Source organism: Caballeronia cordobensis (genome assembly GCF_001544575.2).
GTDB classification, from domain to species: Bacteria; Pseudomonadota; Gammaproteobacteria; order Burkholderiales; family Burkholderiaceae; genus Caballeronia; species Caballeronia cordobensis.
This window is the reverse complement of sequence record NZ_FCNY02000011.1, coordinates 48,322-74,091: the sequence shown is the minus strand read 5'-3', so window position 1 is coordinate 74,091 and position 25,770 is coordinate 48,322. Positions and strand designations below refer to the sequence as shown.

27 protein-coding genes are annotated in these 25,770 nt (G+C 64.7%); 16 read left to right on the top strand and 11 right to left on the bottom strand.

Going from position 1 to position 25,770, the window contains the following annotated elements; translation table 11 throughout:
- The first annotated feature begins 53 nt into the window (after positions 1-53).
- Positions 54-527 carry a YaiI/YqxD family protein gene (locus AWB70_RS22010; RefSeq protein ID WP_053570999.1) on the top strand — a complete coding sequence of 158 codons (474 nt, stop codon included), beginning with the start codon at positions 54-56 and terminating at the stop codon, positions 525-527.
- A gap of 63 nt (positions 528-590) precedes the next feature.
- Entirely contained in the window at positions 591-1,505 is a 915-nt protein-coding gene (locus tag AWB70_RS22005; protein ID WP_014194084.1) for a LysR family transcriptional regulator, read from the top strand.
- Positions 1,506-1,507: 2 nt separating this feature from the next.
- On the opposite strand, the gene madM is transcribed toward AWB70_RS22005, so the two are convergent.
- Complete coding sequence (gene madM / locus AWB70_RS22000; protein ID WP_014194085.1) at positions 1,508-2,275, bottom strand: malonate transporter subunit MadM; 768 nt, start codon at positions 2,273-2,275, stop codon at positions 1,508-1,510.
- A 16-nt stretch (positions 2,276-2,291) separates the two neighbouring features.
- Positions 2,292-2,687, bottom strand: a complete 396-nt coding sequence (madL, locus tag AWB70_RS21995; RefSeq protein ID WP_045458476.1) for a malonate transporter subunit MadL — start codon at positions 2,685-2,687, stop codon at positions 2,292-2,294.
- Between the two features lie 385 nt (positions 2,688-3,072).
- On the opposite strand from madL, the gene AWB70_RS21990 reads away from it, so the two are divergent.
- The 4 genes from AWB70_RS21990 (at position 3,073) to AWB70_RS21975 (ending at position 6,257) form a co-directional block, all read left to right on the top strand.
- Positions 3,073-4,122 carry a proline racemase family protein gene (locus tag AWB70_RS21990; protein ID WP_014194087.1) on the top strand — a complete coding sequence of 350 codons (1,050 nt, stop codon included), beginning with the start codon at positions 3,073-3,075 and terminating at the stop codon, positions 4,120-4,122.
- 43 nt (positions 4,123-4,165) lie between these two features.
- Positions 4,166-5,182: an aldo/keto reductase gene (locus tag AWB70_RS21985; protein ID WP_053571000.1), complete on the top strand. Its 1,017-nt coding sequence runs from the start codon at positions 4,166-4,168 to the stop codon at positions 5,180-5,182.
- An 84-nt stretch (positions 5,183-5,266) separates the two neighbouring features.
- Positions 5,267-5,581 carry a DUF4148 domain-containing protein gene (locus AWB70_RS21980; protein WP_143281680.1) on the top strand — a complete coding sequence of 105 codons (315 nt, stop codon included), beginning with the start codon at positions 5,267-5,269 and terminating at the stop codon, positions 5,579-5,581.
- Between the two features lie 379 nt (positions 5,582-5,960).
- Positions 5,961-6,257, top strand: a complete 297-nt coding sequence (locus AWB70_RS21975) for an H-NS histone family protein (RefSeq protein WP_374730252.1) — start codon at positions 5,961-5,963, stop codon at positions 6,255-6,257.
- 25 nt (positions 6,258-6,282) lie between these two features.
- Here AWB70_RS21975 and AWB70_RS21970 read toward each other — a convergent pair whose 3' ends face one another.
- From AWB70_RS21970 to acnA, 3 genes are read right to left on the bottom strand one after another with little or no spacing between them, the layout of a single operon-like run.
- Entirely contained in the window at positions 6,283-7,029 is a 747-nt protein-coding gene (locus AWB70_RS21970; RefSeq protein ID WP_053571001.1) for an ABC transporter substrate-binding protein, read from the bottom strand.
- Between the two features lie 8 nt (positions 7,030-7,037).
- On the bottom strand, positions 7,038-7,931 hold the full coding sequence (locus AWB70_RS21965) for a GntR family transcriptional regulator (RefSeq protein WP_053571002.1): 894 nt from the start codon (positions 7,929-7,931) through the stop codon (positions 7,038-7,040).
- A 35-nt stretch (positions 7,932-7,966) separates the two neighbouring features.
- Positions 7,967-10,603 (bottom strand): aconitate hydratase AcnA, encoded by a 2,637-nt coding sequence (gene acnA / locus AWB70_RS21960; RefSeq protein WP_053571003.1) that lies wholly within the window; start codon positions 10,601-10,603, stop codon positions 7,967-7,969.
- 222 nt (positions 10,604-10,825) lie between these two features.
- Between acnA and AWB70_RS21955 the strand changes: the two genes are divergently transcribed.
- The 3 genes from AWB70_RS21955 to AWB70_RS21945 are packed head-to-tail and all read left to right on the top strand — an operon-like array spanning position 10,826 to position 14,507.
- Complete coding sequence (locus tag AWB70_RS21955) at positions 10,826-11,887, top strand: lactonase family protein (RefSeq protein ID WP_053571068.1); 1,062 nt, start codon at positions 10,826-10,828, stop codon at positions 11,885-11,887.
- 27 nt (positions 11,888-11,914) lie between these two features.
- The gene (locus AWB70_RS21950; protein WP_045458462.1) at positions 11,915-13,237 is read left to right on the top strand and encodes an MFS transporter; all 1,323 of its coding nucleotides are present in this window, start codon (positions 11,915-11,917) and stop codon (positions 13,235-13,237) included.
- A 40-nt stretch (positions 13,238-13,277) separates the two neighbouring features.
- Positions 13,278-14,507 (top strand): porin, encoded by a 1,230-nt coding sequence (locus AWB70_RS21945; RefSeq protein ID WP_053571004.1) that lies wholly within the window; start codon positions 13,278-13,280, stop codon positions 14,505-14,507.
- Positions 14,508-14,525: 18 nt separating this feature from the next.
- Here the strand turns inward: AWB70_RS21945 and AWB70_RS21940 are convergent, their stop codons facing one another.
- Complete coding sequence (locus AWB70_RS21940; RefSeq protein ID WP_053571005.1) at positions 14,526-15,230, bottom strand: haloacid dehalogenase type II; 705 nt, start codon at positions 15,228-15,230, stop codon at positions 14,526-14,528.
- A gap of 106 nt (positions 15,231-15,336) precedes the next feature.
- On the opposite strand from AWB70_RS21940, the gene AWB70_RS21935 reads away from it, so the two are divergent.
- Together AWB70_RS21935 and AWB70_RS21930 are read left to right on the top strand one after the other, a co-directional pair.
- The gene (locus AWB70_RS21935) at positions 15,337-16,191 is read left to right on the top strand and encodes a LysR substrate-binding domain-containing protein (RefSeq protein ID WP_053571006.1); all 855 of its coding nucleotides are present in this window, start codon (positions 15,337-15,339) and stop codon (positions 16,189-16,191) included.
- Positions 16,192-16,353: 162 nt separating this feature from the next.
- Positions 16,354-17,490 (top strand): branched-chain amino acid ABC transporter substrate-binding protein, encoded by a 1,137-nt coding sequence (locus tag AWB70_RS21930; protein ID WP_045458453.1) that lies wholly within the window; start codon positions 16,354-16,356, stop codon positions 17,488-17,490.
- A 5-nt stretch (positions 17,491-17,495) separates the two neighbouring features.
- On the opposite strand, the gene AWB70_RS21925 is transcribed toward AWB70_RS21930, so the two are convergent.
- Positions 17,496-17,975 carry an Lrp/AsnC family transcriptional regulator gene (locus tag AWB70_RS21925; RefSeq protein WP_045458452.1) on the bottom strand — a complete coding sequence of 160 codons (480 nt, stop codon included), beginning with the start codon at positions 17,973-17,975 and terminating at the stop codon, positions 17,496-17,498.
- Between the two features lie 139 nt (positions 17,976-18,114).
- On the opposite strand from AWB70_RS21925, the gene AWB70_RS21920 reads away from it, so the two are divergent.
- The 3 genes from AWB70_RS21920 (at position 18,115) to AWB70_RS21910 (ending at position 20,983) form a co-directional block, all read left to right on the top strand.
- Complete coding sequence (locus AWB70_RS21920) at positions 18,115-19,281, top strand: M20 aminoacylase family protein (protein ID WP_053571007.1); 1,167 nt, start codon at positions 18,115-18,117, stop codon at positions 19,279-19,281.
- Positions 19,282-19,338: 57 nt separating this feature from the next.
- Positions 19,339-20,556, top strand: coding sequence for a diaminopropionate ammonia-lyase (locus AWB70_RS21915; protein WP_053571069.1), 1,218 nt, complete (start codon positions 19,339-19,341; stop codon positions 20,554-20,556).
- A 112-nt stretch (positions 20,557-20,668) separates the two neighbouring features.
- Complete coding sequence (locus AWB70_RS21910; protein ID WP_053571008.1) at positions 20,669-20,983, top strand: hypothetical protein; 315 nt, start codon at positions 20,669-20,671, stop codon at positions 20,981-20,983.
- 13 nt (positions 20,984-20,996) lie between these two features.
- Here the strand turns inward: AWB70_RS21910 and AWB70_RS21905 are convergent, their stop codons facing one another.
- The 4 genes from AWB70_RS21905 to AWB70_RS21895 form a co-directional block, all read right to left on the bottom strand.
- Positions 20,997-21,275 carry a Rieske (2Fe-2S) protein gene (locus AWB70_RS21905; RefSeq protein ID WP_053571009.1) on the bottom strand — a complete coding sequence of 93 codons (279 nt, stop codon included), beginning with the start codon at positions 21,273-21,275 and terminating at the stop codon, positions 20,997-20,999.
- A gap of 1 nt (position 21,276) precedes the next feature.
- A complete protein-coding gene (locus AWB70_RS38820) occupies positions 21,277-21,450 on the bottom strand; it encodes a hypothetical protein (RefSeq protein WP_159680286.1) in 174 nt (57 codons plus the stop codon).
- Between the two features lie 9 nt (positions 21,451-21,459).
- Complete coding sequence (locus AWB70_RS21900) at positions 21,460-22,800, bottom strand: MFS transporter (protein WP_053571010.1); 1,341 nt, start codon at positions 22,798-22,800, stop codon at positions 21,460-21,462.
- A 133-nt stretch (positions 22,801-22,933) separates the two neighbouring features.
- Positions 22,934-23,989: a beta-keto acid cleavage family enzyme gene (locus AWB70_RS21895; RefSeq protein ID WP_053571011.1), complete on the bottom strand. Its 1,056-nt coding sequence runs from the start codon at positions 23,987-23,989 to the stop codon at positions 22,934-22,936.
- 241 nt (positions 23,990-24,230) lie between these two features.
- On the opposite strand from AWB70_RS21895, the gene AWB70_RS21890 reads away from it, so the two are divergent.
- Entirely contained in the window at positions 24,231-25,355 is a 1,125-nt protein-coding gene (locus tag AWB70_RS21890) for a porin (protein ID WP_014194101.1), read from the top strand.
- Positions 25,356-25,374: 19 nt separating this feature from the next.
- Positions 25,375-25,731: a BON domain-containing protein gene (locus tag AWB70_RS21885; protein WP_014194102.1), complete on the top strand. Its 357-nt coding sequence runs from the start codon at positions 25,375-25,377 to the stop codon at positions 25,729-25,731.
- Positions 25,732-25,770 lie beyond the last annotated feature (39 nt).

Below are 25,770 nucleotides of genomic sequence, written 5' to 3'. Positions count from 1 at the left end.
GTTACTGATGCATCGAGTAACATCGATGCTTTCTCTCATTCGGACACCCCTCGATGCAAGTGCTGGTTGATGCGGACGCCTGCCCGGTCGTCGTCAAGGAGATGCTGTTTCGCGCGGCACGTCGCGTCGAAATTTGCGTCACGCTCGTGGCGAATCAGTACTTGCGCACGCCGCCTTCGCCCTTCATCAAGGCGATCCAGGTGCCCGCCGGTTTCGACGCCGCCGATGACCGCATCATCGAACTGGTCGATGACGGCGATCTCGTGATCACCGCGGACATCCCGCTTGCCGCGGCCGCCATCGAGAAGGGCGCGCATGTGCTCGACCCGCGCGGAGGCTGGTTTTCGCGCGAGAACATTCAGGAACGCGTGACCATGCGCGAAGTGATGGATCAGCTTCGCGCGTCGGGCGTCGATACGGGCGGCCCCGCGGCGTACAGTCCCGGCGACAGCAAGACCTTTGCAAGTCAGCTCGACCGGTTTCTCGCGCGGCACGCTCCGCGCCCGCGCCCCGGCGCTACGGGCTAGTCGCTATATATCAAACGATCCGGCCCGCAGATAATCTTCAATTTGGATCATTCTTCCGACGAGATGTCCGATCGAATCGACGAGGAAATCACCTTCCGCAAGCTCGAAGTCCTGCTCGCTTTCATGGAGACGGGCAACCTCTCGAAAGCGGCGGAAGTGCTGGACGTCAGCACGGTTAGCGTGCACCGTGCGCTGCGTTCGCTCGAACAAGGCGTGCGCTGCGCGCTGTTCCGTCACGAGGGGCGCAATCTCAAATCCACCGACGCCGCGCAGATGCTCGCGGACGTCGCGCAGGAAGTGCTCACGCTGATGTCCGAAGGCATTCGGGCGACGCGTGAGGCCGCCGGCTATTCGTCGGACCGCCTGAAGATCGGCTCGTTGTATTCGCTGACCATCCGGACCGTGCCGGGCATTCTCATCGACATCAAGGTGCGGCGGCCGACGCTTCAGGTCGAGCTAGCGCTGGGTTCGAACGCGGAACTGCTCGGCAAGCTCAAGCAGGGCGAGATCGATGCCGCGTTGATGGCGTTGCCGGAGGGGGAATCGGAAATCGAATCCCTGCCGCTTTTCGAAGACGACATCTTTTTTGCCGCGCCCGCCGCTTCGCCTTATGCGCGTCTTGCGGCGGTCGATCTGCGCGACTGCCGCGACGAGACCTTCGTCTCGCTGGGCGAGGGTTTCGCGACGTATCGCGGCTTCATGGAAGCGTTCCGCGTCGCCGACTTCACGCCGAACGTCACGATGAAAGTCGGCGATATCTTTTCCCTGATGAACCTCGTGAGCGGCGGCGTCGGCTACACGCTGCTGCCGGGCCGCGTGCGCGGCGTGTTCGGCGACAAGGTGCAATTCATTCCGCTCAAGCCGCAATACCTGATGCGCCAGACGATCGGCGTGAGCTTTCTGCGCGCACGCGAACGCGATCCGAATCTGCTGGCGCTCATGGCGGTGTGCCGTCTGCGCACGCGAAACGCGGGCTAGGCTCACGCGCCCATCAGCGAGCGCGTCGCGAAGAACAGCACGGACGGGCCGAGCAGGCATCCGACGCCCGTATGAAACGTGGCGATGAGCGCGCCGTAGGGAACGAGCCGGCGGTCCGTCGCGGCGAGTCCCGCGCTGACGCCGCTGACGGTTCCCGCGAGGCCGCCGAAGATCATCGCGGAGCGCGGCGTTTTGAGGCCCATGAATCCGGCGGCGAGCGGCGTGCCGATCATCACGATGATCGCCTTGATGAGCCCCGTCGCGATGCTGAGCGCAATGACGTCCGAACTCGCGCCGATCGCCGCGCCGGTCACGGGGCCCACGATGTACGTGACAGCGCCCGCGCCGATGGTCGTCATGCTGACGGCATCCGTATAGCCGAACGCATGCGCCATGCTCGCGCCGACCACGAAAGGCAGCAGCGTCCCGAGCAGCAGCGACACCACGCCGATGAGGCCGGCCTTGCGCGCTTCCGTCGCCTGCACTTCGAACGCCGTCGCGACGATGGCGAAGTCGCGCAGCATCGCGCCGCCCATCAGGCCGACGCCCGCGAAAAGCGGAATGTCGGCGAGGCCCTTCTGCCCGGATGTGAACGCGCCGCCGAAATAGGCGAGCACGAGACCGATCACGATGGCGATGGCCGAACCGTGCACGCGCCCGAAGGTCAGCTTGCGCGAGAGAATGGCGGACACCCACATGATGAGCCCGACCAGCGCGAACGCCGTGACGAGCCCGTTGTGAACCAGCACTTTGTCGATCATTTCAAACATGGCGCTCACTCCTGGTTCAGATTTCTTCGAGACGCGGGGCCAGCTCGAGCGTGGTGCTGTCGCGGCCGGTGCGGGAAAGAACGGCGATGCAGACCGCGCAGGCGGCAGCCGCGCCCAGCGCCGAAAGCAGCGCCACCGGGCCGCCCTTGAGCGCGGCGACGACGTTCTGGTTGGCCGCCATCGCAACGACGACCGGAATGTACATCGCGCCCCAGAAGGCGACGCCGCTCTCGGTTTCCTTCGGCAGCAGCCCCTTCTTGTGCAGGTAGAGGCGCAGGAAGATGAGCATCAGCATGGCGATGCCGACGCCGCCGACATTGGTCTTCACGCCAATGGCCGCGCCGAGCAGATCGCCGAGAAAGAGTCCCGCCAGATGGCAGAACGCGAGCAGCGCCGTTCCGTAGATGATCATTCGCGTGTCTCCGTTGTTTGCTTGGGTTGAGGCGAGTCTAAGAAGCGCTTAAAGGCGCTTCAATCACCCTGAGCGCGATTCCGTTATCCGGAAGCTAACGAAGTATTCGGGCCGGACGGGCGGCCCTGACAGGACGGGGGAGAGCGGCGTCATCCGGCTTCGTAGGGGTATGCCCCAGCCATACCGGATGCGCCCGCGGATGCGCTTTGCGGCGAACGGTCGTCCGCTGGCCGATTAGGGATAAACCCTTGCGCGATGCATTCGCTATGCATAACCAAATGTATCGCATAGTGCCCAGAAAACGTTTCTTGCGGCGGCATTCCGGCTTGATACGCTTGCTGACAGGCGCGGTCCATACCCACGCGATTTCCGGAGGAAGCGAGGCATGTCATTCAGGCGGATGTTCAATGCAGTCGAAACGCATTCGGGCGAACCGATGCGCGTGATCACCGGCGGCGTTCCGCAGATTCCCGGCGAGACCGTCTACGAGCAGATGAAGTGGCTCGAAAAGAACGACGACCAGATCCGCAAGCTCATGCTGCGCGAGCCGCGCGGCTATCCGCCCGTGTGCTGCAACCTGATCGTGCCGTCGAAGCATCCCGAGGCGCGGGCGGGATACATCATCATGGAGCAGTCCGAGTATCCGGTGATGAGCGGCGGCAACACCATTTCGGTGGCGACCGTCCTTCTGGAAACCGGGATGATTCCGATGCAGGAGCCCGTGACCGAGTTCATGCTAGAAGCGCCGGCGGGTCTTATCGGCATCCGCGCCGAATGCAGCGGCGGCAAGGTCACGCAGGTCACGTTCAGAAACGTGCCGGCGTTCGCCGCGCATCTCGATGCCGTGATCGACGTGCCCGGCCTCGGCAAAGTGACCGTCGATGTGGCGTGGGGCGGCATGTTCTATGTCATCGCCGACGTTCGCCAGTTCGAAGGGCTGCGGCTCGTTCCCGAGCAGGGCCGGGAGATCACGCGCATTTCGGCGCTCATTTTGCGTGCCGCGCAGGATCAACTGCCGGTCGCGCATCCCGACTATCCCGGCATCGGCATTACCGTGTCGCAGCTTTCGGGGCCGCCGCACAGCCCGGCGGCCGACTGGCGCAATACCGTCACGGTGGCCAATGGCCCGATCGATTTCGACGACCCTTCGACGTGGACGGGCGCGCTCGATCGTTGTCCCTGCGGCACGGGAACATGCGCCAAGATGGCGACGCTCCACGCCAAGGGACAACTCAAGCTCGGCGAGCCGTTTCGGCACGAGAACCTGCTCGATATCGCGTACACCGGGCGGCTGGTGGAGGAAGTGCGCATCGGCGAGCATGCGGCGGTGGTGCCGACCGTGTCGGGAACCTCATGGATTTACGGGTTCAACACCTATGTGCTCGATCCGACGGACCCGTTTCCCGAGGGCTTCACGGTCGGCGACATCTGGTAGCCCCGACTGTTGCACACCCTTTCCGACTTCTGCCGAGACACCGATGAATCCCGCAAGCAAGCGCACCTGGCCCCGATCCGGACTCGAAACCACCATGATGGGCTTCGGCGCCGCCCAGATCGGCAACTTCGGCAAAGCGATGAGCGACGAAGAAGCCGCGGCGGTGATCGACGCGGCGTGGGACGCGGGCATTCGCTACTTCGACACCGCGCCCAGCTACGGTCACGGGCTGAGCGAGGCGCGCTGCGGTCAGGCATTGCGCTGGCGTCCGCGCGACCAGTTCGTGCTGTCGACGAAAGTGGGGCGCCTGCTCAGGCCGCGCAGGCGCAGCGAAATTCGCTTCGCGCCGTGGGTCGATGGCTTGCCGTTCGAATGGCATTTCGACTACGGCTACGACGGCACGATGCGCTCGATCGAGGACAGCCTGCAGCGCATGGGGCTGGAGCGCATCGACATCGCCCTGATCCACGAGATCGATGCCTACACGCACGGCGATCGCCAGCCCGAAGTCTTCGAAGAGGCGATGGCGGGTTCCGCCCGCGCGCTGCTGCGCCTGCGTGACGAAGGCGTGGTGAAGGCGATCGGCGTCGGCGTGAACGAGTGTTCGGTGGCGCAGACGGCGATCGAACGCGCCGATTTCGATTGCGTGCTGCTGGCGGGCCGTTACACGCTGCTCGAACAGGATGCGCTCGACAGCTTTCTGCCGCTCTGCGTGCGGCGCGATGTGTCGGTGATCGTGGGCGGCGGCTACAACAGCGGCATCCTCGCGACCGGCGCGATACCGGGCGCGCGATACAACTACGCGGCAGCCGATGACGCCATCATGGCGCGTGTGCGGCGCATCGAAGGGGTATGCGAATCCTTCGGCGTGCCGCTGAAATCGGCGGCCTTGCAGTTCATTCTCGCGCATCCCGCCGTGCCTTCGATCATTCCGGGCGTGCGCAGCGTCGCGCAGCTCGACGCCAACGTGCAGACCTTCAAGGCCGATATACCGCCCGGTTTTTGGGACGAACTGCGCAAACAGGCACTCATCCGCGCCGATGCGCCGACGCCGCGGTGAAGATGTATCGGCCGCTGGCGGGCGGACGCTTTCCGCCTATACTGGTCGTGTCGCCATTTGTCCTCGACCGACAGGGGAGTCATCGTGAAAACAAGGATACCGACCGTCGCGCTGTCATTGATCGTGAGCGCCGCCGCTTGCGTGGCCCCGCTCGCGTATGCGCAGGATACCGGTTCGACCGCGAACGGTGCGGCCGCAACCGGCGCGACCCAGGCCGCGCCGACCACCAAAGCGCAGAAGAAGGCCGCGCGAAAAGAAGCGCGCGCAAAGAAGAACGCCGAACTGAAGAAGCTCGAAGACGCGGGCTATAACCCAGGGCGGGCGAACGATCCGAACTATCCGCAGGATATCCAGAACGCCCAGAAAAAGGCGGGGATCGGGGCTGCTGCGAGCCAGTAGCAATTTCGGCGCGGACTTCGCCGCCGCGCCGTGGCTGAATCCAGCGCGCCGGCGTCGTACAATGTTACCTTCTCGGGGGCATGCGCGACGCCGCCTGTTCGTCGCGTCTGAGCCTCGACGCCCGCTCTTGTCGCTTCCTTCAAAAAACCTGTTCGCTATCGGTCCGGCTGTTTAACCGGCCGTCCGTCCGTGCATCGCGTGGTTCCGCGGGCGTTCGATTGGCTGAAGGGGCGTCTTCACATCGCGCGCCCGCTGTGCGCGCCATTATGTCTACGATCCAGAAAACCGTTCGCGGCACTGGACATGCAATACGAGTGAATGAAGAAGAATGGCTTATACGAATCCAGAAATCACGGCACTCCTCGCAAGGCAGGAAGCATTGAACAAGCAGCTCGCGGAAGCCAAGGAGCGCGAGACCCGGCAGGTCCTGCTGGAGATCGTGCAGAAGATGCGCGACTACAACATCGGTCTCGATGAACTGCTCGGCCGCAAGCCGCGGGCGCAAGAACCGGTCAAGGAAGCGCGATACCGTGACCCGGCCAGCGGGGCGATATGGAGCGGCCGGGGCCGCGCGCCGCACTGGATCGCCGGGAAGAATCGCGACGATTTCCTCGTGGACGAGCACAAGGCGCCCATGACGAAAGCCGGCGTGCAGGCCGCGCTGTTCGGCGACTAGGCGGCGAACAGCGCCTGATGCGTGCCTAGTTCGCGGACGAAGCCGGCGGCGCAACGGACGCGCCGTCGATTCCGTGCCGCGCCAGCGCATCCGCCACGAATCCGGACGCCTTCATGTCCTCGACGAACCGCGCGAGCGTTTCGGCGGCGGCGGGGCCGCGGCTCTTCGGTACGCCCATCGCCTGACGAATCACCATGAAGCGCTCGTCGAGCAGACGCAGGCCGGGAATCGCGCGTGCATCGGCTTCGAGCTGCTGCTTCACGCCCGCCGCGACTTCCAGGTTTTCGTCGATGAACGTGCGCACCACGGCCGGCGACGTCGGCGCGCGCACGATCTGCGCCGCCTTCAGTTCGCGCGTGAGAAAGAGGTCATACGCGCTGCCCTTGCCCACGGCGACGCGGTTATCCGCGCGATCGACCTCGGCGTTGGTCCGGATCGGCGATGCGTCGCGCACCAGATAGAAGCCTTCGATCAGCACGTACGGCGCGGTGAACGCGATGGTTTCGCCGCGCAACGGATCGATCGCGAAGAAGCCGAAGTCGGCCCGCTCTTCGCTCACGGCCTGGACCGACTTGCCCGCCGCATCGAAGACGACGAGTTCGAGCGCCAGGCCGAGATGCTTCGCGAACGCGCGCGCGAGATCGACCGACACGCCGAACGGCTCGCCCGTCTGTGCGTGCTTGTTGGCGAGGATCGGATTGCCGAGATTGATCGACGCGCGCAGCGTGCCCGTGGGCGCGAACGCCCGTGCAATGGTTTGATCGATGGTCATGAGCCTTATCAGGGTTCGAGAATCTGACTGATGCGCGAAAGCGAATCGAGCGTGTGCAGCAAGTGCTGGCGCATGGCCTCGGACGCTTCTTCGTTTCTGTCGCGCTCCAGGAGATCGAGCACTTCGAGATGCTGCTTCGCATGCTCGGCATAGCGCTCGCGATGCTGCATCGAGCGATAGGAAAGCAGGCGCCGCACGCGGTTCACGCGCCGGATCGTATCGATGAAAAAGCTGTTGCCCGAAGCCTCGACGAGCGATTCGTGAAAACGCACGCCGCGTTCGTGAAGCTGATCGGCGGTATCCGTTTCGATGCCGCCCGCGAGCAGATGCTTCTCCACGTCGCGGCAACGCTCCAGCACTTTCTTCTCCAGCCGGTAGCCGGGTTCGAGCAGCGCCGCGGGTTCCAGCGCGAGCCGCAGCCGGTACGACTTCAGCAGGCTGTCCGGCGTGGTCAGCATCGGCGAAAATTCCCAGCCGTAGCCGGGCTTGCGTTCCGCCCAGCCTTCCTGCGCGATGCGCGCGAGCACCGCCGTGAGTTGCGCGCTCGTCAGGCCGTAGCGGTTACGGATCATCTGCTCGGAAAACTCGTCGGGCAGCGCGCCTTTGAGGCGGTCTTCGGCGATGCGGAAATACACGCTCGTGACGATATCGGTCTCGCCGAGCCCGAGTTCATCGACCACGTCGGAGAGCGATTCGACCACCGGCTTCGCCACGAAAAAGCCGCGATTCTTCTCGCGCGTCAGGACGCCTTTCTCGTGCAGCAGCGCGAGCGCCTCGTTGACGGGCGAGCGCGACACGCGCAGCCGGTCCGCGAGCATTTGCGCGGGCAGGTGCGCGCCGGCCAGCAGGCCTTCGTTCTTGATGAGTTCGACAATCTGAGTCGCAATCGAGCGGTCGATCATGGTGTGTGCCTTCTGCCGCGACGCGAACGGCTGCCTCAGGCCTCCTGCGTCGTCAGGTGTTGTTGCAGTATCAGCGGGATGACGCCGCCCGAGCGCAACAGGCGGCATTCGAGCTGCGTTTCCACGGCCGCCGTCGCCTCGACCGGCTCGACGTTGCCGTTCGCGCGCACGATCCTCACGGGCACCGCGCAGCGCGGCGACAGCGCGCTGGCGGGCGCGTCGACTTCGAGCTTATCACCCGGGCGCAGATCCAGCGTGTCCGGACCCGCGCCCGCCGCGAAGCGCAGCGGCAGAATGCCCATGCCGATCAGATTCGATCGATGGATGCGCTCGAAGCTCATCGCCAGCACCGCGCGGATGCCGAGCAGCCGCTGGCCCTTCGCCGCCCAGTCGCGCGACGAGCCCGTGCCGTAGCGCTCGCCCGCGACGAGCACGACGGCGTCGCCATCGTCGCGATAACGCTGCGCGGCTTCGAAGACCGGCAGCACCTCGCCGCTCGGCACGTGCAGCGTATGCGCGACGGGCATGCCGGGCTTCAGCCGGTTTTCGAGCGTCCGGTTGTAGAACGCGGCGCGCACCATCACTTCCCAGTTGCCGCGCCGCGAAGCGAACACGTTCAGATCGTCGCGATCGTCGCCACGCTCGACGAGGAAATCCGCGACGTAGCTGTCCTTTGGAATCGCGCTCGCGGGCGAGATGTGGTCGGTCGTCACGTCGTCGCCGAGCACGAGCAGCGGATACGCGCTGTATCGCCCGAGCTGGCTGCTTTCGGACCCGGACGCGGACGCCGACGCGAACGGCGGGCGGCGCAGCGCGGTCGATTGCGGATTCCACGGAAAGCGAGCGCTGTGCGGCGCGTCGAGATCGTTCCAGCCGGGATTCTGGCTCGCGAGCGCGAACGCGCGCGGATAGTCGTGCGGATCGGCGGCGGCGGCCACGAGCGCGGCGACTTCCTCGCGCGCGGGCCACAGATCGCGCAGATAGACCGGCTTGCCGTCCTGCGTATGCTGGACCGGCTCGCGGCTCAGATCGCGCTCGGCGTCGCCCGCGAGCGCAAACGCGATGACGAGCGGCGGCGACATGATGAAGCCGAGATCGAGATCCGGATGAATGCGTCCCGGAAAGTTGCGGTTGCCCGAGAGCATCGCGACGGGATGCACGTGCTTGGTGGCCATCGCTTCGCGGATCGGCGCGGTGAGCGGGCCGGAATTGCCGATGCACGTCGTGCAGCCGTAACCGACGATATCGAAGCCGACCGCCGACAGATCGCCGATGAGATTCGCGCGCTCCAGATACGCGGCCGCGGCGGGCGAACCCGGCCCGAGCGAGGTCTTGATCCACGGCGGCACGACGAGGCCGAGCGCGCGCGCCTTGCGCGCCAGCAGTCCGGCGGCGATCAGGAGCGCCGGATCCGACGTGTTCGTGCAACTCGTGATCGCGGCGATCGCGACAGGATGCTTCGGCATGAACGCATGCTTTGCGGCGGGCTCGAAGCCGATCTTCGCGAGCGCGTCGCGCGTTTGCGAGTAATCGAGCAGATCCTGCGGGCGGCGCGGCCCGGCGACATGCATGCCGATGCCGTTCAGATCGATATCGATGGTGCGCGTGTAACGCGGCTCGCCTTCGGGGTCGAACCACAGTCCCGCCGCGCGCGTGAATGCCTCGACGAGACGAATCGACTGTTCCGTGCGATTCGTCGCGCGCAGATAGTCGAGCGTATGTTCATCGACAGGAAAGAAACCCGTCGATGCGCCGTATTCCGGTGCCATGTTCGCGACGACGGCGCGATCTCCCGCCGTAAGCGTCGAGACGCCCGGCCCGAAGAATTCGACGAATTCGCCCGACACGCCGATCGCGCGCAGCCTTTGCGTGACCGTCAGCGCGAGATCGGTGGCGAGCACGCCCGCACGCAAGGCGCCGGTGAGCCGCACGCCGATCACATCGGGAATGCGCTGCATCACCGGCATGCCGAACATCACCGTTTGCGCTTCCAGGCCGCCCACGCCCCAGCCGAGCACGCCGATGCCGTTGATCATCGGCGTATGGCTGTCCGTGCCGATGAGCGTATCGGGCACGGCCCACGTTTGCCCGTCGCGCTCGATACTCGTCACGACGGTCGCGAGTTGCTCCAGATTGATCGTATGCATGATCCCCGTGCCCGGCGGATGAATGCGCACGCCCGTGAGCGCCTGCGAGGCCCAGCGCAGGAAGCGGTAACGCTCCGCGTTGCGCCGCAGTTCGAGCGCGAGATTCTCCGGCGCGGCATCGGGCTTCGCGAAGTATTCGACCGCGAGCGAATGATCTACCGACGAATCGACCGGCAGCACCGGATTGAGCGCGGACGGGTCGGCGCCGGCTTCGGCGAGCGCGTCGCGCATGCCGGCGATATCGACGAGCGCGGGCGTGCTGGTCGTGTCGTGCATCAACACGCGGTTCGGCTGGAAGGCGATTTCCTCGACGCTCGTCGCGCGCGCCGTCCAGTCGAGGATGCCGGCGACCGCGCGGTCGCGCTCCGCGCCGTCGCCGTTGCGGATCACGTTTTCCAGCAAGAGACGCAGCACGACCGGCAATTCGTGCAGTTTTCCGCCGAAAAGAGCGGGCAGATCGATGTAGCGATACGACTTTCCGTCGACGCTCAATCGGGCTTCGGAGGGGGCGTTAGTGTTTTCCATGACTGTATTTTTGCATTTCAATGGTTAAAAATGCAATCTAGTGCAAACCCCAGATCATGAAAACAGGAGACACCCGTGGAGAAAATCCGCGTTTCGAGCCGTCGCGGCGTATTGCAGGGCATGGCGTCGATTGGCGCGCTGGCCGCTCTCGGCGGCATCGCGACGCCGGTTTTCGCCAGCGGGAAAACCGCCGGCCAACCCAACATCAAGGAAAGGACACCCATGTTTGCTTACGTCGGATCGCGGACCACGCGCGAACGCAACGCGCGCGGCGACGGCATCAGCGTCTATCGCGTCGAACCCGCGACGGGGGCGCTCACGCTCGTGCAACTCGTGAAGGATCTCGTCAACCCGTCGTTTCTCGCGCTCTCCGCGAACGGCGAGCGTCTCTACACCGTGCACGGCGATCTGAGCGACATCAGCGCGTTCAAGGTCGATAAAACCACGGGCGAGCTGAGCTTCCTCAACAAGCAGAGCACCGAAGGCAAGAACCCGGTGCATCTCGCGATCGATCCGACGGGGCGCTATGTCGTCGTGTCGAACCATATCGGCGCGAGCCTCTCCGTGTTGCCGATAGCCGCCGACGGCTCGCTGCAGCCGCTCACGCAACTCGTGAAGCTCGAAGGCCCGGTCGGCCCGCATCGCGTGGAGCAGAAGCAGGCCAAGCCGCACTTCAATCCGTTCGATCCGGCGGGCGAGTTCGTCGTCGTGCCGGACAAGGGGCTCGACCGCGTGTTCTCGTTCCGCTTCAAGGACGGCCAGCTGACGCCCGCCGAGTCGCCGTTCGTCGTCACGCGTGAAACGGCCGGGCCGCGCCATCTCGCGTTTCATCCGAAGGGCGCGTACGCATACGTGGTCAACGAACTCGATTCGACAGTCACGGCCTATGGCTACGATGCCGCGACCGGTGCGCTCAAGCCGCTGCAAATCGTGTCATCGCTGCCGGATACGTACACGGGCAACAGCCGCGCATCGGAGATCGAAGTGGACCGGAGCGGGCGCTTCGTCTACGCGTCCAATCGCGGCTACGACAGCATCGCGGTGTATCGCATCGATCCTTCGAGCGGGCATTTGAGCTTTGTCAGCGCGACGCAGACATTCGGCCGCACGCCGCGCTTCATCACGAGCACGCCCGATGGCCGCTTCATGTACGCGCTGAACGAGGACAGCGACAGCATCGTCGCGTTTTCGATCGACGCCGCGAGCGGCGCGCTCAAGCCGACCGGTTTCTCCATTGCATCGGGCAGCCCCGTCTGCATGGTGTTTTCGACGCATCAGGCGTAAGGCCGCAACTTCATCACTGAAGAAATCATGCAAACATCGACAGCAATCGACGAACGCGCGCTGGTCCGCAAGATCGGGTGGCGCATCATTCCGTTCGTGTTCATTCTCTACATCATTTCGTATCTGGACCGCGCGAACATCGGCTATGCCGCGCTGCAGATGAACAAGGAACTCGCGCTGTCCAGCGAGGCGTTCGGCTTCGTGTCGGGCATCTTTTTCATCGGCTATTTCCTCTTCGAAGTGCCCAGCAACGTGATGCTCAACAAGTACGGCGCGCGCGTATGGATTGCGCGCATCCTGCTCACGTGGGGCGCGGTCGCGGTGGTCTCGGCCTTCGTGCAGAACGCGACGCAACTCTATGTGCTGCGCTTTTTGCTGGGCGTCGCCGAAGCGGGCTTCTTTCCCGGCATCATCGTGTATCTGACGTACTGGTTCCGCGCGAAGGAACTCGCGACCACGGTCGCGCTCTTCACGGCGGCGATTCCGGTGTCGTACATCATCGGCGCGCCGCTCTCGACGTGGATCATGGACAACATCCACTGGTTCGACTGGAGCGGCTGGCGCTGGATGCTTCTGCTCGAAGGCGCGCCCGCGCTCATCGGTGGTGTGCTGTGTTTCATGTGGCTGACGGACAAGCCCGCGGACGCGAAGTGGCTCAAGCCCGAAGAGCGCGAATGGTTGCTCAACCAGCTCGCCAACGATGCGAAGGCGCGCCCGAGCGCGAAGCACTTCGGCTCGCTCAAGGCGATGACCAATCCGAAGGTGCTGTACCTGTCGTTTATCTATTTCGTGTATCAATGCGGCAGTCTCGGCGTCGGTTACTGGATGCCGCAGATCATCAAGGGCTTCTCGAAGTCGCTCAGTCACACGCAGGTCGGACTGATCGCGATGGTGCCGTATCTGTTCGCGACCGTCGTGATGGTGTTGTGGTCGCGCAGTTCCGATCGCCGCAACGAACGCCGCCTGCATTCCGCGATTCCGCTCGCGCTCGCGGCGGCCGCCCTGCTCGGCGCGGGCCTGGCGACGAACCCTTATGTATCGATCACGATGATCAGTCTGAGCCTCGCGGGACTCTATGCGTTCAAGTCGCCGTTCTGGGCCTTGCCGACACTGTTCCTCACGCGCTCGACCGCGGCCGTTTCCATCGCGGTGATCAATTCGGTGGGCAATCTCGGCGGCTTCGTCGGCCCGTTCGCGATCGGCTATATCAAGGGCTCGGACGGCAGCGCGACGCGTGGCCTGCTGTTCCTGTCGGGCCTGCTCGTCGCTTCTTTCTTCATGACGATCTTCATCCGCCTCACCGAGCACGCGTCCGGCCGGTCCGCCGCGATGGCGAAGCAGAGTCACTGAAACATAACGCAGTCGTAGTCATATCGGAGGAGAGTCCAGCGTGAACAAGAAGTCGCTTTTATCCGTAGTAGTACTAATATCGTTGCCGTGCCTCGCGAACGCGCAGAGCAACGTGACGTTGTACGGCATCATCGATAGCGGTCTCAACTATACGAACAACGTGCAGACGGCGCGAACCGCGTCGGGGCTCGCCGGCGGGCATCAGATCGCGATGATCGAAGGCGGCTCGGCCGGTCTTCAGGGCAGCCGATGGGGCCTGCGCGGCAACGAGGATCTCGGCGGCGGACTGAAAGCGCTTTTCGTGCTCGAAAGCGGCTTCTATAGCAACAACGGCTTTCTGAACCAGGGCGGCGCGGAGTTCGGGCGTCAGGCGTATGTCGGATTGAGCCATGCGTTCGGCACGGTCACGCTCGGCCGTCAGTACGATCCGGTCGTGGACATGTATGGTCCGTTTCTCGCGGCGCCGCAGTGGGGCGGCTATATGGCCTCGCATCCGAGCGATCTCGACAACGCGCTCAACTCGCGCCGCATCAACAACTCGATCAAGTTCCGCAGCGCGAACTACCGCGGCCTGACCGTCGAAGCGATGATGAATCTCGGCGGCACGGCGGGCTCGTTCTCGAACAACTGGATCTGGGGCGCGGGCGCGGCCTATGCGGCGGGGCCGTTCTCGATCGGCGCGGGCTATCTGAACATCCGCAATCCGAATACGTCGTTCTTCGGCGCGAATCCGAATGCGGGCCCGGCGGCGAGCAACAACCTCGGCAGCTTCGGCAGCCCGACGAGCCCCGAGAGCAACCCTGTGTTCGCGGGCTATGCGTCGGCGAAGATGATGGAAATCGTGGGTGTCGGCGCGGGCGTGAGCATCGGATCGGCCAACGTGAACTTCGCGTATTCGAACACGCGCTTCGAGGACATGGGTTCGTCGTCCGGCCCGAACACGCTGCGTTATAGCGGCACCGCGGCGTTCAATAACTTCGAAGTCAACGCGAAGTATCAGTTCACGCCGTCGCTGCTGGCGGGCGTTGCCTACGACTACACGCGCAACGGCGGCGCGGGCGGCAGAGGCGGCGCGAACTATAACCTCTTCAGTGCGGGCGTCGATTACTTCCTTTCGAAGCGCACCGACGTGTACACGGTCGCGGTCTACGAGAAGGCGAGCGGCACCGATTCGCTCGGCCAAAACGCGGTTGCGCAGATTACCGGCCTCACGCCATCCACGACCGACAAGCAGGTGTCGCTGCGCATCGGCATGCGGCACAAGTTCTGAGCGTCGCCCCCCCGACCACTACCAGCCGACCGAAGCGAAGAGCGGCGGCACTTCGTCCAGCGTCTTCAGTATGGCGTCGGGTGTGTAGTCCGGCAGCAGCTTGCGGCCCGTGCCCCGATCGATCCATACGCAGCGAAAGCCGATATCGCGCGCGGCGGCATGGTCCAGATGCGGGCTGGCGCAGATATGCACCACGTCATCCTTCGATACGCCCAGCTGTTCGTGGGCGTAATCGAACAGGCGTCGCGCGGGCTTGTAAGCGCCGGCCTGCTGCGCGGTGATCACTCTGTCGATATGACCGCCGAGCTGCGCCACATTGCCCGCGATGATGTCGTCGTCGGTATTCGACACGATGCACAGGCGATACCCCGACGCCTTGAGCGCCTTCAGCGTGCCGACGACCTCGGGAAAAGGCGGCATCGCCGAGATGCGCGAAGTGAGCACGGCGGCGTCGCCTTCGCTACCGCTGAGCCCGAATTCTTCGAGCGCGAGCCGCAAGCCCTGGCCCGAGACGTCCCGAAACGAACGGTGCGGCGGCGTCTGTTCGAGCGCGTGCTCGTGCCGGTCGTACACCTCGACGAACCGGGCCGCATCGACGTCCGCCGCCTGCCGGTCATGGAGAATCTCGCGCACGGCGGCGAGCAGGCCCTCGTCCCATTGGATCAGGGTGCCGTAACAATCGAAAGTCAGCCATTCCGGCCGGCGCGTTCCCTTCAGCGACATCATCTTCTCCGTTTGGTGTACAAGGCCTTTGCATCTTAGGCGGAAATCTCTATAGTGGAAAATCGAATTAATCGCTGACACTCAGTTAAATTTCAAATGACACGCCATGTTCGACCTCGACTTATTGAAAACGCTGGTTTGCGTCGTTGACGAAGGCAGTTTCACGCGCGCGGGCGAGCGCGTGCATCGCACGCAATCGACGGTCAGCCAGCAGGTGCGCAAGCTCGAAGAATCTGTCGGGCGCACGTTGCTGTTGCGAGACCGCACCGGCAATCACGTGACCGCGACCGAGCACGGCGCGCTGCTCACGCAGTACGCGCGCAGGCTGCTGGCGCTGTCTCAGGAGGCGCGCGACGCGCTGCGGCGGGACGTGCAGTTCGCGCCGGTCCGGATCGGCGTGCCCGAGGACTTCGACGCGAAACGCATGTCGGCGATGCTGTCGGGCTTTCTGGCGATGCGTCCGGATGCGCGGCTCGACACGGTCGCCGGCATGAGCGCGGACCTGCAAAGCAGGCTCGCCGCGGGGGAAATCGATATCGCCCTGCTTAAACGGGAGCCCGGCAGCGGAGACGCGTTCGCGTCATGGCCGGAAACGCTCGTCTGGGTGCGCGGACGCGATGCCCGCGCGCCGGATCCGGAATCGGAGGAGCCCGTCCCCCTCGCGCTTTTTCCGCACGGCTGCATCTACCGGCAGCGGGCGATCCGCAGTCTGGACCGGGCGAAGCGCGCATGGCGCATCGCCTTCGGCAGTCAGAGCCTCACCGCGATTCAGGCCGCCGTCGCGGCCGGTCTGGCCGTCTCGGTGCTGCCGAAGTCGGCGGTGTTGCCCGAGCACCGGGTCTGCGCGGGCATGCCGGCCTTGCCGCCCACGGAACTCGCGCTCGTCGGCGCGGGCGATGCCCTCGGCAGCGCGCAGCGCGATATGGTCGATTTCCTCAGGCAGAAGATCAGGCGGGCGTAGCCGCGGGCATCGAGAAGAACGGTCGAAAAAGGCGTGCTTTTCGAGTGAAATTTGCAGAGATGCCGCCGCAGCCGATTTTGGCTATTGTCCGGCCTCGTTAGGATGGTCTACGGGCGCGCAGGTTTTGCGGCCCGTTCCTGCCACCCTATCGAGAGTACGACCATGCGCTCATTCCGGCCATTGATATGCCTCGCGTCCCTGACGCTCGTCCTGCAACCGCTCGCGGCTCGCGCCGATCTGACGGTGAAGATCGGCCAGGTGTCCCCCTTGACCGGCGAACTGTCCCACATCGGAAAGGACGACGAAAACGGTGTGCGGCTCGCGATCGAAGATCTGAACAGCCGGAAGATCCGCATCGGCGGTCAGGACGTGACGTTCGTGCTCGATTCCCAGGACGATGCGGCCGATCCCAAGACGGCGGTGACGGTCGCCCAGAAACTGGTGGACGATGGCGTGGCGGGCGTCGTCGGCCATGCGAACTCCGGGACGTCGATACCGGCGTCGAGAATCTATTCGGCGGCTGGCGTGCCGATGATCACCGAATCGGCCACCAATCCGAAGCTCACGCAGCAAGGGCTCACGAACGTGTTCCGCATGGTTGCGAACGACGTGCGGCAGGGCGCGGTCATCGGCGCGTATCTGGTCCGCGATCTGGGCGCGCGCAAGGTCGCGATCGTCGATGATCGTACCGCGTACGGTCAGGGCCTCGCCGACGAGATCGAGAAGTCCGTCAAGGCGGCGGGCGGCAACGTGGTCGCCCGCGAATACGGCACCGACAAAACGACGAACTGGATGGCGATTCTCACGACCATCAAGAGCCGCCAGCCGGAAGGCATCGCGTTCACAGGCGGCGACACGCAGGCGGCCGCATTCGTGCAGCAGGCACAAAGGCTCGGGCTGAAGGTCAAGCTCATTGCCGGCGACGAAGCCTGCACGCCGCAGTTCATCAAGCTGGCCGGCTCCGCGATGAACAACGACACGTATTGCACGCTCGCCGGTGTGCCGCCGGCCAAGATGCCGCAAGGGCCCGAATTCTTCAAACGCTATCAGCAGCGCTTCGGCGTGCCCGTGCAGTTGTACGCGCCTTACGCCTACGACGCGGTGCTCGCCATGGCGGACGCCATGCAGGCCGCGGGTTCGACGGACCCGAAGGTCTATCTTCCCAAGCTGCGCGCGTCGAAGCTGGACGGCGTGACGGGCGCGATCCAGTTCGACGAGAAAGGCGATATCCGCAACGGGGCGATCACCGTTCGCCAGTTCGAGGCGGGGAACTGGACCGATAAATCCGTCGTGCGGTGACGGAATCAGGCGGGGTCGGGCGCCACGGGCACGCCGAGTCCGACCTTCACGCTGCTCATGCTCACCAGCGTCTTGAAGCGCTTGACGTTGTTGTTCGAGAAGAACAGTTGCCGCGTGAGCGCCGTGTACGCCTCCATGTTGCGCACGGTCAGTATCAACACGAAGTCCCATTCACCGGCCACGTAATAGCACTGCTGAATTTCCGGACATTGCGCGAAGCTGCGCTTCATCGCGTCGAGCAGATCGATCTGCTCGCTTTCGACTTCGACCGTGGCGATGATCGTGAGCGGATAGCCCACCTTTTCGGGCGCGACGATGGCCGCGTAGTTGCGAATGACGCCTTCGTCCGACAGGCGGCGCAATCTGCGATTGACGGCGGCTGTCGAAAGGTTCACGCGCGCGCCGAGTTCGTTTTGAGGAATCTGCGCGTCGCGCTGGACTTCCATCAGCAGTTTGAGATCGAAGTCGTCGGGGCTGAATGTCATGGCTTTGCGGCTGCGATAACGAAACAGAGATATTTTTGCACCGAAAGGCCTGAAACAGGGATTTTTTAAGGCGCTCGAACAATATCATTTACCAGGCCGACACACGCAACACAGACGCAACGCCACGAGGGAAGCCAGCATGGAAAGCACGCTTCAGGGCCAGTTGAAAAGCTGGCGACAACATTTGCATCGACATCCGGAAACGGGCTTCGAGGAAGTCGATACGTCCGATTACGTCGCGAACATTCTCGGCACGCTGGGGCTCGACGTGCATCGCGGCATCGGCGGGACCGGACTCGTCGCGAACCTGAAAGTCGGCGAAGGGCAACGTGCGATCGGACTGCGCGCCGACATGGATGCGCTGAACATCGCGGAGCAGGCCCCGGGCCGCGAGCACGCTTCGCGCATCGCCGGAAAAATGCATGCGTGCGGGCACGACGGCCATATGTCGATGATGCTCGGGGCGGCGCGGCTCCTCGCCGAACGGCGCGATTTCGACGGCACCGTCCGCTTCATCTTTCAGCCCGCGGAAGAACATGGCCGCGGCGCGAAGGCGATGATGGCCGATGGCCTGTTCGAACGTTTCCCCATCGACGCCATCTTCGGCGCGCACAACATGCCGGGCATGCGCGCGGGCACGTTCGCCACGCGCGCGGGCGGCATCATGGCGAGCGAGGACAACTTCGTCATTCACATCAAGGGACGGGGCACGCACGCCGCGCGTCCGCACATGGGCGTGGACCCGATCGTCATCGCGTCGCAGATCGTCATGGCATTGCAGACCGTCGTGTCGCGCAATCTCGATCCGAGCCTGCAGGCCGTGATTTCCTGCACGGAGTTCATCACGGACGGACTTCGAAACGTGATTCCGTCGAATGTCGTGATCAAGGGCGACACGCGAAGCTATTCGCGCGACGTGCAGACGCTGCTCGACACGCGCATGCGCGAAGTCTGCGAAGGCATCTGCCGCACGCACGGCGCCGAGTGCGCGTTCGACTACACGCACGAGTTCGCGCCGACAGTGAACTCGCCGCAATTCGTGGACGTCGCGATGACGGCGGCGCGCAACGTGGCGGGGCGCGAGTGCGTCGACGGCAACATTCAGCCGATGATGATTTCGGAAGACTTCGGCGCGTTCCTGCAAGCCGTGCCGGGCAACTTCATGTTCATCGGCAACGGCGAATCGGCGGGGCAGGGCGGCACGCCGCTGCACAACGCCGCCTACGATTTCAACGACGACATTCTCCTGACCGGAGCGCGCTATTTCGCCGAGATCGCGAGGCTCGAACTGCCCGCCGGCCGATGACGCGCCCGTCTTGCAATCGCCGTTTCACCTCACATTCTTTGCTGGAGTTTCATGGTCATGCTGGCAGCCAATCCACGCGCAACGCGCGCTTCCTATCCCGACGAACTGAAGGCGATGCTCAGCATCGAAAAAGCCCGCGAAAGCCGCGCATGGCTCGCCTGCTGGGACAAGATTTCGCCGGAGGCCACGCCCTTGCGCGAGTTGCCCGGACTGGCTGCGAAGCTCGCCGTGGGCGGCATCGGCGTGAAGGACGAGTCGGCGCGCTCGGTGCTCGGCAGCTTCAAGGCGCTGGGTGCGCCCATCGCGCTGGTGCGGCTGATCCGGCGGCTGTGGCCCGCTCACGATCTCGACGCGCGTGGTCTTTTCGAAGGGCGCTATCGCAGTCTGCTGACGCATTTCACCGTGGTCAGTGCCACGGACGGCAATCACGGCAAGGGGCTCGCCGCCGCCGCGCAAACGCTGGGTTGCCGCTGCGTGATCGTGCTGCACGCCAATGTCAGCGTCGAGCGCGAGCAGGCCATTGCGGCGTATGGCGCGGTGATCGTGCGCATCGCCGGAAGCTACGACGAGTCGGTCGCGGAAGCGGCTCGCCTCGCTGCGGTGAACGGCTGGCACGTCGTGTCCGATACCTCATACGAGGGTTACGAAGACATTCCGCGCGATGTGATGCAGGGCTACGCCACGATCGCGGCGGAGATCGTCGAGCAGACCGGCGGCCGGGGCTACACGCACGTGTTCCTTCAGGGCGGTGTCGGCGGTCTCGCGGCGGGCTTGATCAGCTATCTGTGGGAGTTTCATGGCGCGCATCGGCCGCGCTTCGTCGTCGTCGAGCCGCAACAGGCCGACTGCCTGTATCAGAGCGCGCTGGCGGGACGCCCCGCGCGCGCGACCGGATCGGTGGATTCGGTCATGGCGGGGCTCGCCTGCGGTGAGACTTCGCCGCTCGCATGGAAATTCTTGCAGCCCGGCGTCGATGATTTCATGACCATCCACGATGACGACGCCGTGGACGCCATGCGCCTTCTGGCCGCGGGCAGCGATACGGACGTGCCGATTGTGGCAGGCGAATCGGGCGTGGCGGGTCTCGCGGGTCTCATCGTCTTGCTGCGAGACGCGCAGGCGGCCGGAAAAGCCGGGCTCGACGGCGCGTCGCGCATTCTGCTGATCAATACCGAAGGCGCGACCGCGCCGGCGACATACCGCGAACTGGTCGGCGAATCCGCCGAATCCGTCCTCGAACGGCAGGCGGCCTGGCGCGACAGAGCAACGGCATAAATCGGCAATTTCTTCGGTACGGTGGTGTGCGGCACGGTGTTTGCGGTGATTTGGATCAAGCAGGCGCACATCGTCTGTGTCCATTTCCATTCCGATCGAGGAGGGACGGATCATGAACAAGGCAATCGGCAGGACGTTTTTCGCGGCGGTCGCCGCACTCGCACTCTCTGGCGGCGCTTATGCGCAAACGGCGGGCGGTTCGAGCGGCAGCGGATCGGCAGGCAGCACGGCCAGCCCGGCCAATCAGGTGAACGGCGCGACGGGCGGCTACGGCACGCCGGGCGCGACCGGTTCCGACAGCGGCATGGCCAGAAAGCCGAACTCCGGCCTGCCGAGCAGCACGAACAGCACCACCAACGCCGCACCGCCGACGAGCAATAACACGCTCGCGACGCCGAGCGTGAAGTCGCCGGCCGCCAGCCAGTAAGACGAAAGGGCAGTCAGGTTTCGACGGCCAGCTTGGCAAGGCACATCCCCGGCGCGCCGATCATGCATCCCGATGCGAGGTCGAAGCGCAGGCCGTGCGCCGGGCATTGCAGGATATGGCCGTCGAGCCGTCCGTTCGCGAGCGACGCGCCGTTGTGCGGGCACGAATTGTCGATGGCGTGAATCACGCCATCGACATTGAACAACACGACGCTGCGGCCCTCGACGAACATGATCCGGCGCGCGCCCGCCTCGGGCGCGTCGGCGGGGGCGATTCGTATCGTGCCCGTCATTTCATTGCCACGGGCTGAGATCGTCGGATGGGGTATGCGCATCCATCCAGTCGTAGGGCTCGTGCGTCCTTCCCCAGGCCCAGGTTCGCGTCTCCTTGGCTTTCGAAACCGATTTGGTCTCGACGGTCGCGGCTTCGTTCGTTGCCGTGGCGGCTTGCAGTTCATCGAACATCATTGATTCTCCTTAAGAAACCTGTTGTTTCGCCGCGCAGCCACGCAGCGTGTCGATGCGGTCGAGATCCCGCGCATAGCGCGATCTGCCGATGGCGAAAGCGGCCATCGCGGCAATGCTCACGAGCGGAATCAGTTGCAGCGCGCCCGCCAGGCCGATGCGGTCGGCGATCGCGCCGGTGACGAGCGGGCCGGGCGCGAGGCCGAGCAGATTGTTCGCGAGCGTGAGGGTGGCGAATGCGGACGCATGAATGGCCGGCGGTGTGAGATTGGCGACCATCGCGCCCGCCGGTCCGGACGTGCCCGCCACAACGAGAATCCCCGCGCCGAGCAGGACGAGTTGCAACGCGCCAGGCTGAAGCCGGAAGCCGATGGACAACAGCACCAGCGAAATCAGGCAATACGCGAGCGCTGTAATCCACTTGCGCGACGGCGCGTTTCTGCAGACCCGGTCCGTCACGATGCCGCAGGCCACCATGCCGAGTCCGCCCAGCAGCACGAACACGGCGGCGCCGGCGGCGGCCTTGTCGGCGGGCATCGCGTAATAGCGATTCAGGAAGCTCGGCATCCATGCGATCACCGCGCCCATGATGAAAAGCTGCAAGCCGCTGCCGACATAGGCGCAGACGACCGAGATCGTCGAGAAGAGGCCGGCCACGAGGGTGCGCAGGCTCGTGCGCATGCCGTCCGCCGGTTGCTCGCCGGACACGCCGCGCGCGTCGGCATACCGTGCGGCGATGCGCTTGTCGGACACCACGAGGCGGTAGGCGATCACCAGCAGGAGGCCGAAAAGCGCCATGGCGCCGAACGATGCGCGCCATCCGAAGTGCACGGCGACGAATCCGCCCAGCGCCATGCCGAGCACGGAGCCGAAGGCCCCGCCGGCCATGAATGCGCCGGTGAGCGTGGAGCGCAGATGCGCCGGAAAAATGCTGAGGATGAGCGCGATGCCCACGCTGCCATACGCGGCCTCGCCGAGGCCCACGAAGGCGCGCGCCACGAGCATCTCGCCGTAACTCGTGGCGATGGCGCAGCCGAGCGTGGCGAGACTCCAGAGCGTCGCCATCAGAACGAGGCTGCGCACGCGGCCCCAGCGGTCCGCGAGCACGGAGAGCGGGAACGTCAGCAGGCCGACCATCAGCGCCACGACGCCGCTGAGCGAGCCCAGTTGCGTGTCGGACAGACCCCATGCCTGTTTCAGCAGGGGAAACACCGCATTCAGGACTTGCCGGGACATGTAGTCCGACAGCAGCAGGCCGAATGTCAGCGCGAATACGACCCACGCGTATTTGCGCGAGGTGGCCGCGAGGGCGTTGCCGCCTTCCGAGGCCGGCTGGGTGCAATGAATATCCAAGATTGTCTCCTCCTATGTCCCGGCGCGGGCCTCATCGTGCGCATGAATGCGCCGCGGGCCGCTCGTTTGTTCTCGCGGGACCGGGTTCAAAGCCGCGGGCGCTGGCCTTCGCGCAGCGTCCGCGTACAGGGTTTCAGGCCGCGCGCAGCGGAAGATTGACCTGACCGGCCTTGCGGTTCGGCGCCATGCCGTTCGCCGCCAGCGTGTCGTCGGCGGTTTCGTACTGCACGCCGATGCGGTAGATCTCGCGCGCGTCCTTGCCGCTCGCGATGTCACGTCCGAGTTCGCGCGCCACGCGCACGCACTGCTCGATCTGCTGCACCGAAGTCATGCGGTTGCCGTGCTGATCGATGATCGTGTCCTCGATGCCGCAGCGCGGATGCAGGCCCATCGACATCGCCATCATGTTGAACGGCAGCACGTTCTTGAGCAGCGACTCGGCCGTGAGCGTGCAGCCGTCCGGCGCACGGTGCACGAAGTTGAAGAAGTTGAACGGGTTCGGGCCGTCGAAGCCGCCGCCGATGCCGATCCACGTCAGGTTCAGCGGGCCCGTGTAGACGCCCTTGCGCACGAGGCGTTCGAGCGTCTCCAGCGCATGGATGCCGGTCAGCTGGAAGTGCGGCTGGATATTCGCCGCCTGCAGACGGCGCAAATGCTCCTCGACCCACGCGGGGCCGGCGGGCACCGTCATTTCGCTGTAGGCGGCCATGAACGCGGGATTCGAGAGCGACGTGCCTTCAAGATACTCCGGATACAGCAGCTCCATGATGTTCATCTGCGTCGTGTTGATCGCGACCGTCACCTGATCGGGCTTCGGATCGAGGTCGGCGAGCATGTGGCGCGTGTCGTCGGACAGCCATTTGGCCGCCTGGCCGTCGTCTTCCGGCGCGAACGAGATCGAGCCGCCCACCTGGATGATCATGTCCGGCACCGCGGCGCGCACGCCGGCGATCAGTTCGTTGAACTTCGACAGGCGCTTGGAGCCTTTGCCGTCCAGTTCGCGCACGTGCAGGTGCAGCACGGTGGCGCCCGCTTCGTAGCAGTCCACGGCTTTCTGGACCTGCTCTTCCATCGTCACGGGAATGTCCTCCGGGAAATCGGCGGGCATCCATTCCGGGCCGTAAGGCGCGACCGTGATCACGACCTTGTCCTGGTTTTCGGGGTGCAGCGAATCGTCGAGGAATTGCATGTGGGGCTCCAGCGTGAGTTTGAGTCGATGCCGGGTAGGCGGCATCTCGATGAACTGATCCGCATCGTAGTGAAGAGATGCGCCATTCAACCCTCTCGCGGCGGGAGGGGGCGGGCCGGACGCCGAAGACACGGCCCCCCTCCCCGCGCGAGAGGGGTCTAAACCGCACGCGCTCCGTATTCTTGCCACATGCCTTCATGCGCCGTTCGGCCTGCGTGAAGCCGAAAAACACGGAGACATCATGAAACGCAGAATTCCCTGCCTTGCCGCCTTACTGACCGTTTCGGGCGCCGCCTGCGCGCAAGGATCGGTGACGCTCTATGGCGTAGTCGATGCAGGCTTGCTGTACCAGAGCACGTCCGCGGCTTCTTTTGCACCGAACGCGCCCAATCTGGGCAAGGTGTATCGCTACAAGGACGGCGGCATTTACGCCAGCTACTGGGGCCTCAAAGGCAGCGAGGAGCTGGGCGGCGGATATCGCGTGAACTTCAGATTGCAGGGCACGTTCGATTCGGGCAGCGGCAGGTTCGGCCTTTCCGACACGCCCGGCGTGCCCGCGCAATTCAATCAGTTCGCAACGCTCGGCATTTCCGGCCCGTTCGGCACCTTCAACGCAGGCCGCCAGATCGTGCCGATGGTCTACGCGATGTTCGAAACCGACGTGCGCGGCGCACAGTACTTCGGCAGCATTCTCACGGCATGGCTCGGCATGAACCAGGCTGCCGGATGGCCGGGCACCAGCACCAACGGCCCGATCGGCGCGCTGTACGACAGCAACGCGCTCGTGTACGAATCGCCGAAGTTCTATGGCGCGTCGCTCGCGCTGGAATATGCGCCCGGCGGCGTGCCGGGCGAGTTTCAGGGCGGCACGCGCGAGTCCGCCGTCCTGAAGTATTCGAACTACGGCCTGAACGTCTCCGCGGTCTACTACAACGGGCACGACGCGAATCCGATGCCCGGCATTCCGCCGAGCGGGCTCAACAACAACCGGCTCGTGTATCTCGGCGCGATGTACACCTTTCGCGACTTCTCCGTGTCCGGCTCCTACAGCCACGGCAAGAATCCGGCGAACACCGCACGCGCCGACTACGACCTCTGGTCGGCCGGTCTCGGATACCGCTTCAGCCCGGTGCTGAAAGTCACGTCCGGGTTTTACTACCTGAAGGACAAGAACAACTCGGCGAATCATTCGAGCGAATTCGCGGTCGGCACGGAGTACAGCCTGTCCAAGCGCACGCTCGCCTACGCGCAGGTCGGCTATGTCGACAACCACGGCACGATGAACCAGACGATCGTCTACGGGCAGCCCGTCGCGCCGGGCGAATCGACCACGGCCGCGATGATCGGCCTGCGCCATAACTTCTGAACGATATCCGGAGCAACACATGAAGAAAATCTCGGTGTCCGCCGCGCTGATCGTGCTGGCGTCGATGGACGCGAGCGCTCAGGCGAACCCGCCGATGGCCGCGAGCGCGCCTTCGATGGCATCGGCCGCGAGCACGCCCGCCGGAACGCGCAAGGACGACCGCGCGCTGCGCAAGCGCGTGTATGCCGCATTCGCGAACGACAAGCGCATCGATGCCGGCGATATCGGCGTCAATGCGAAGAACGGCGCGGTGACGCTGACCGGCACTGCCGCCGACGCGGCGCAGATCGACAAGGCCGTCGCGCTCGCGAAAGGCGTGCCCGGCGTCACGTCGGTTACGAACAAGCTGACCGTCAGGCGCAACTTCGGGCAATAGCCCGCCAGCGGTCTTGCATCAGGAAACCCAAATGGATCA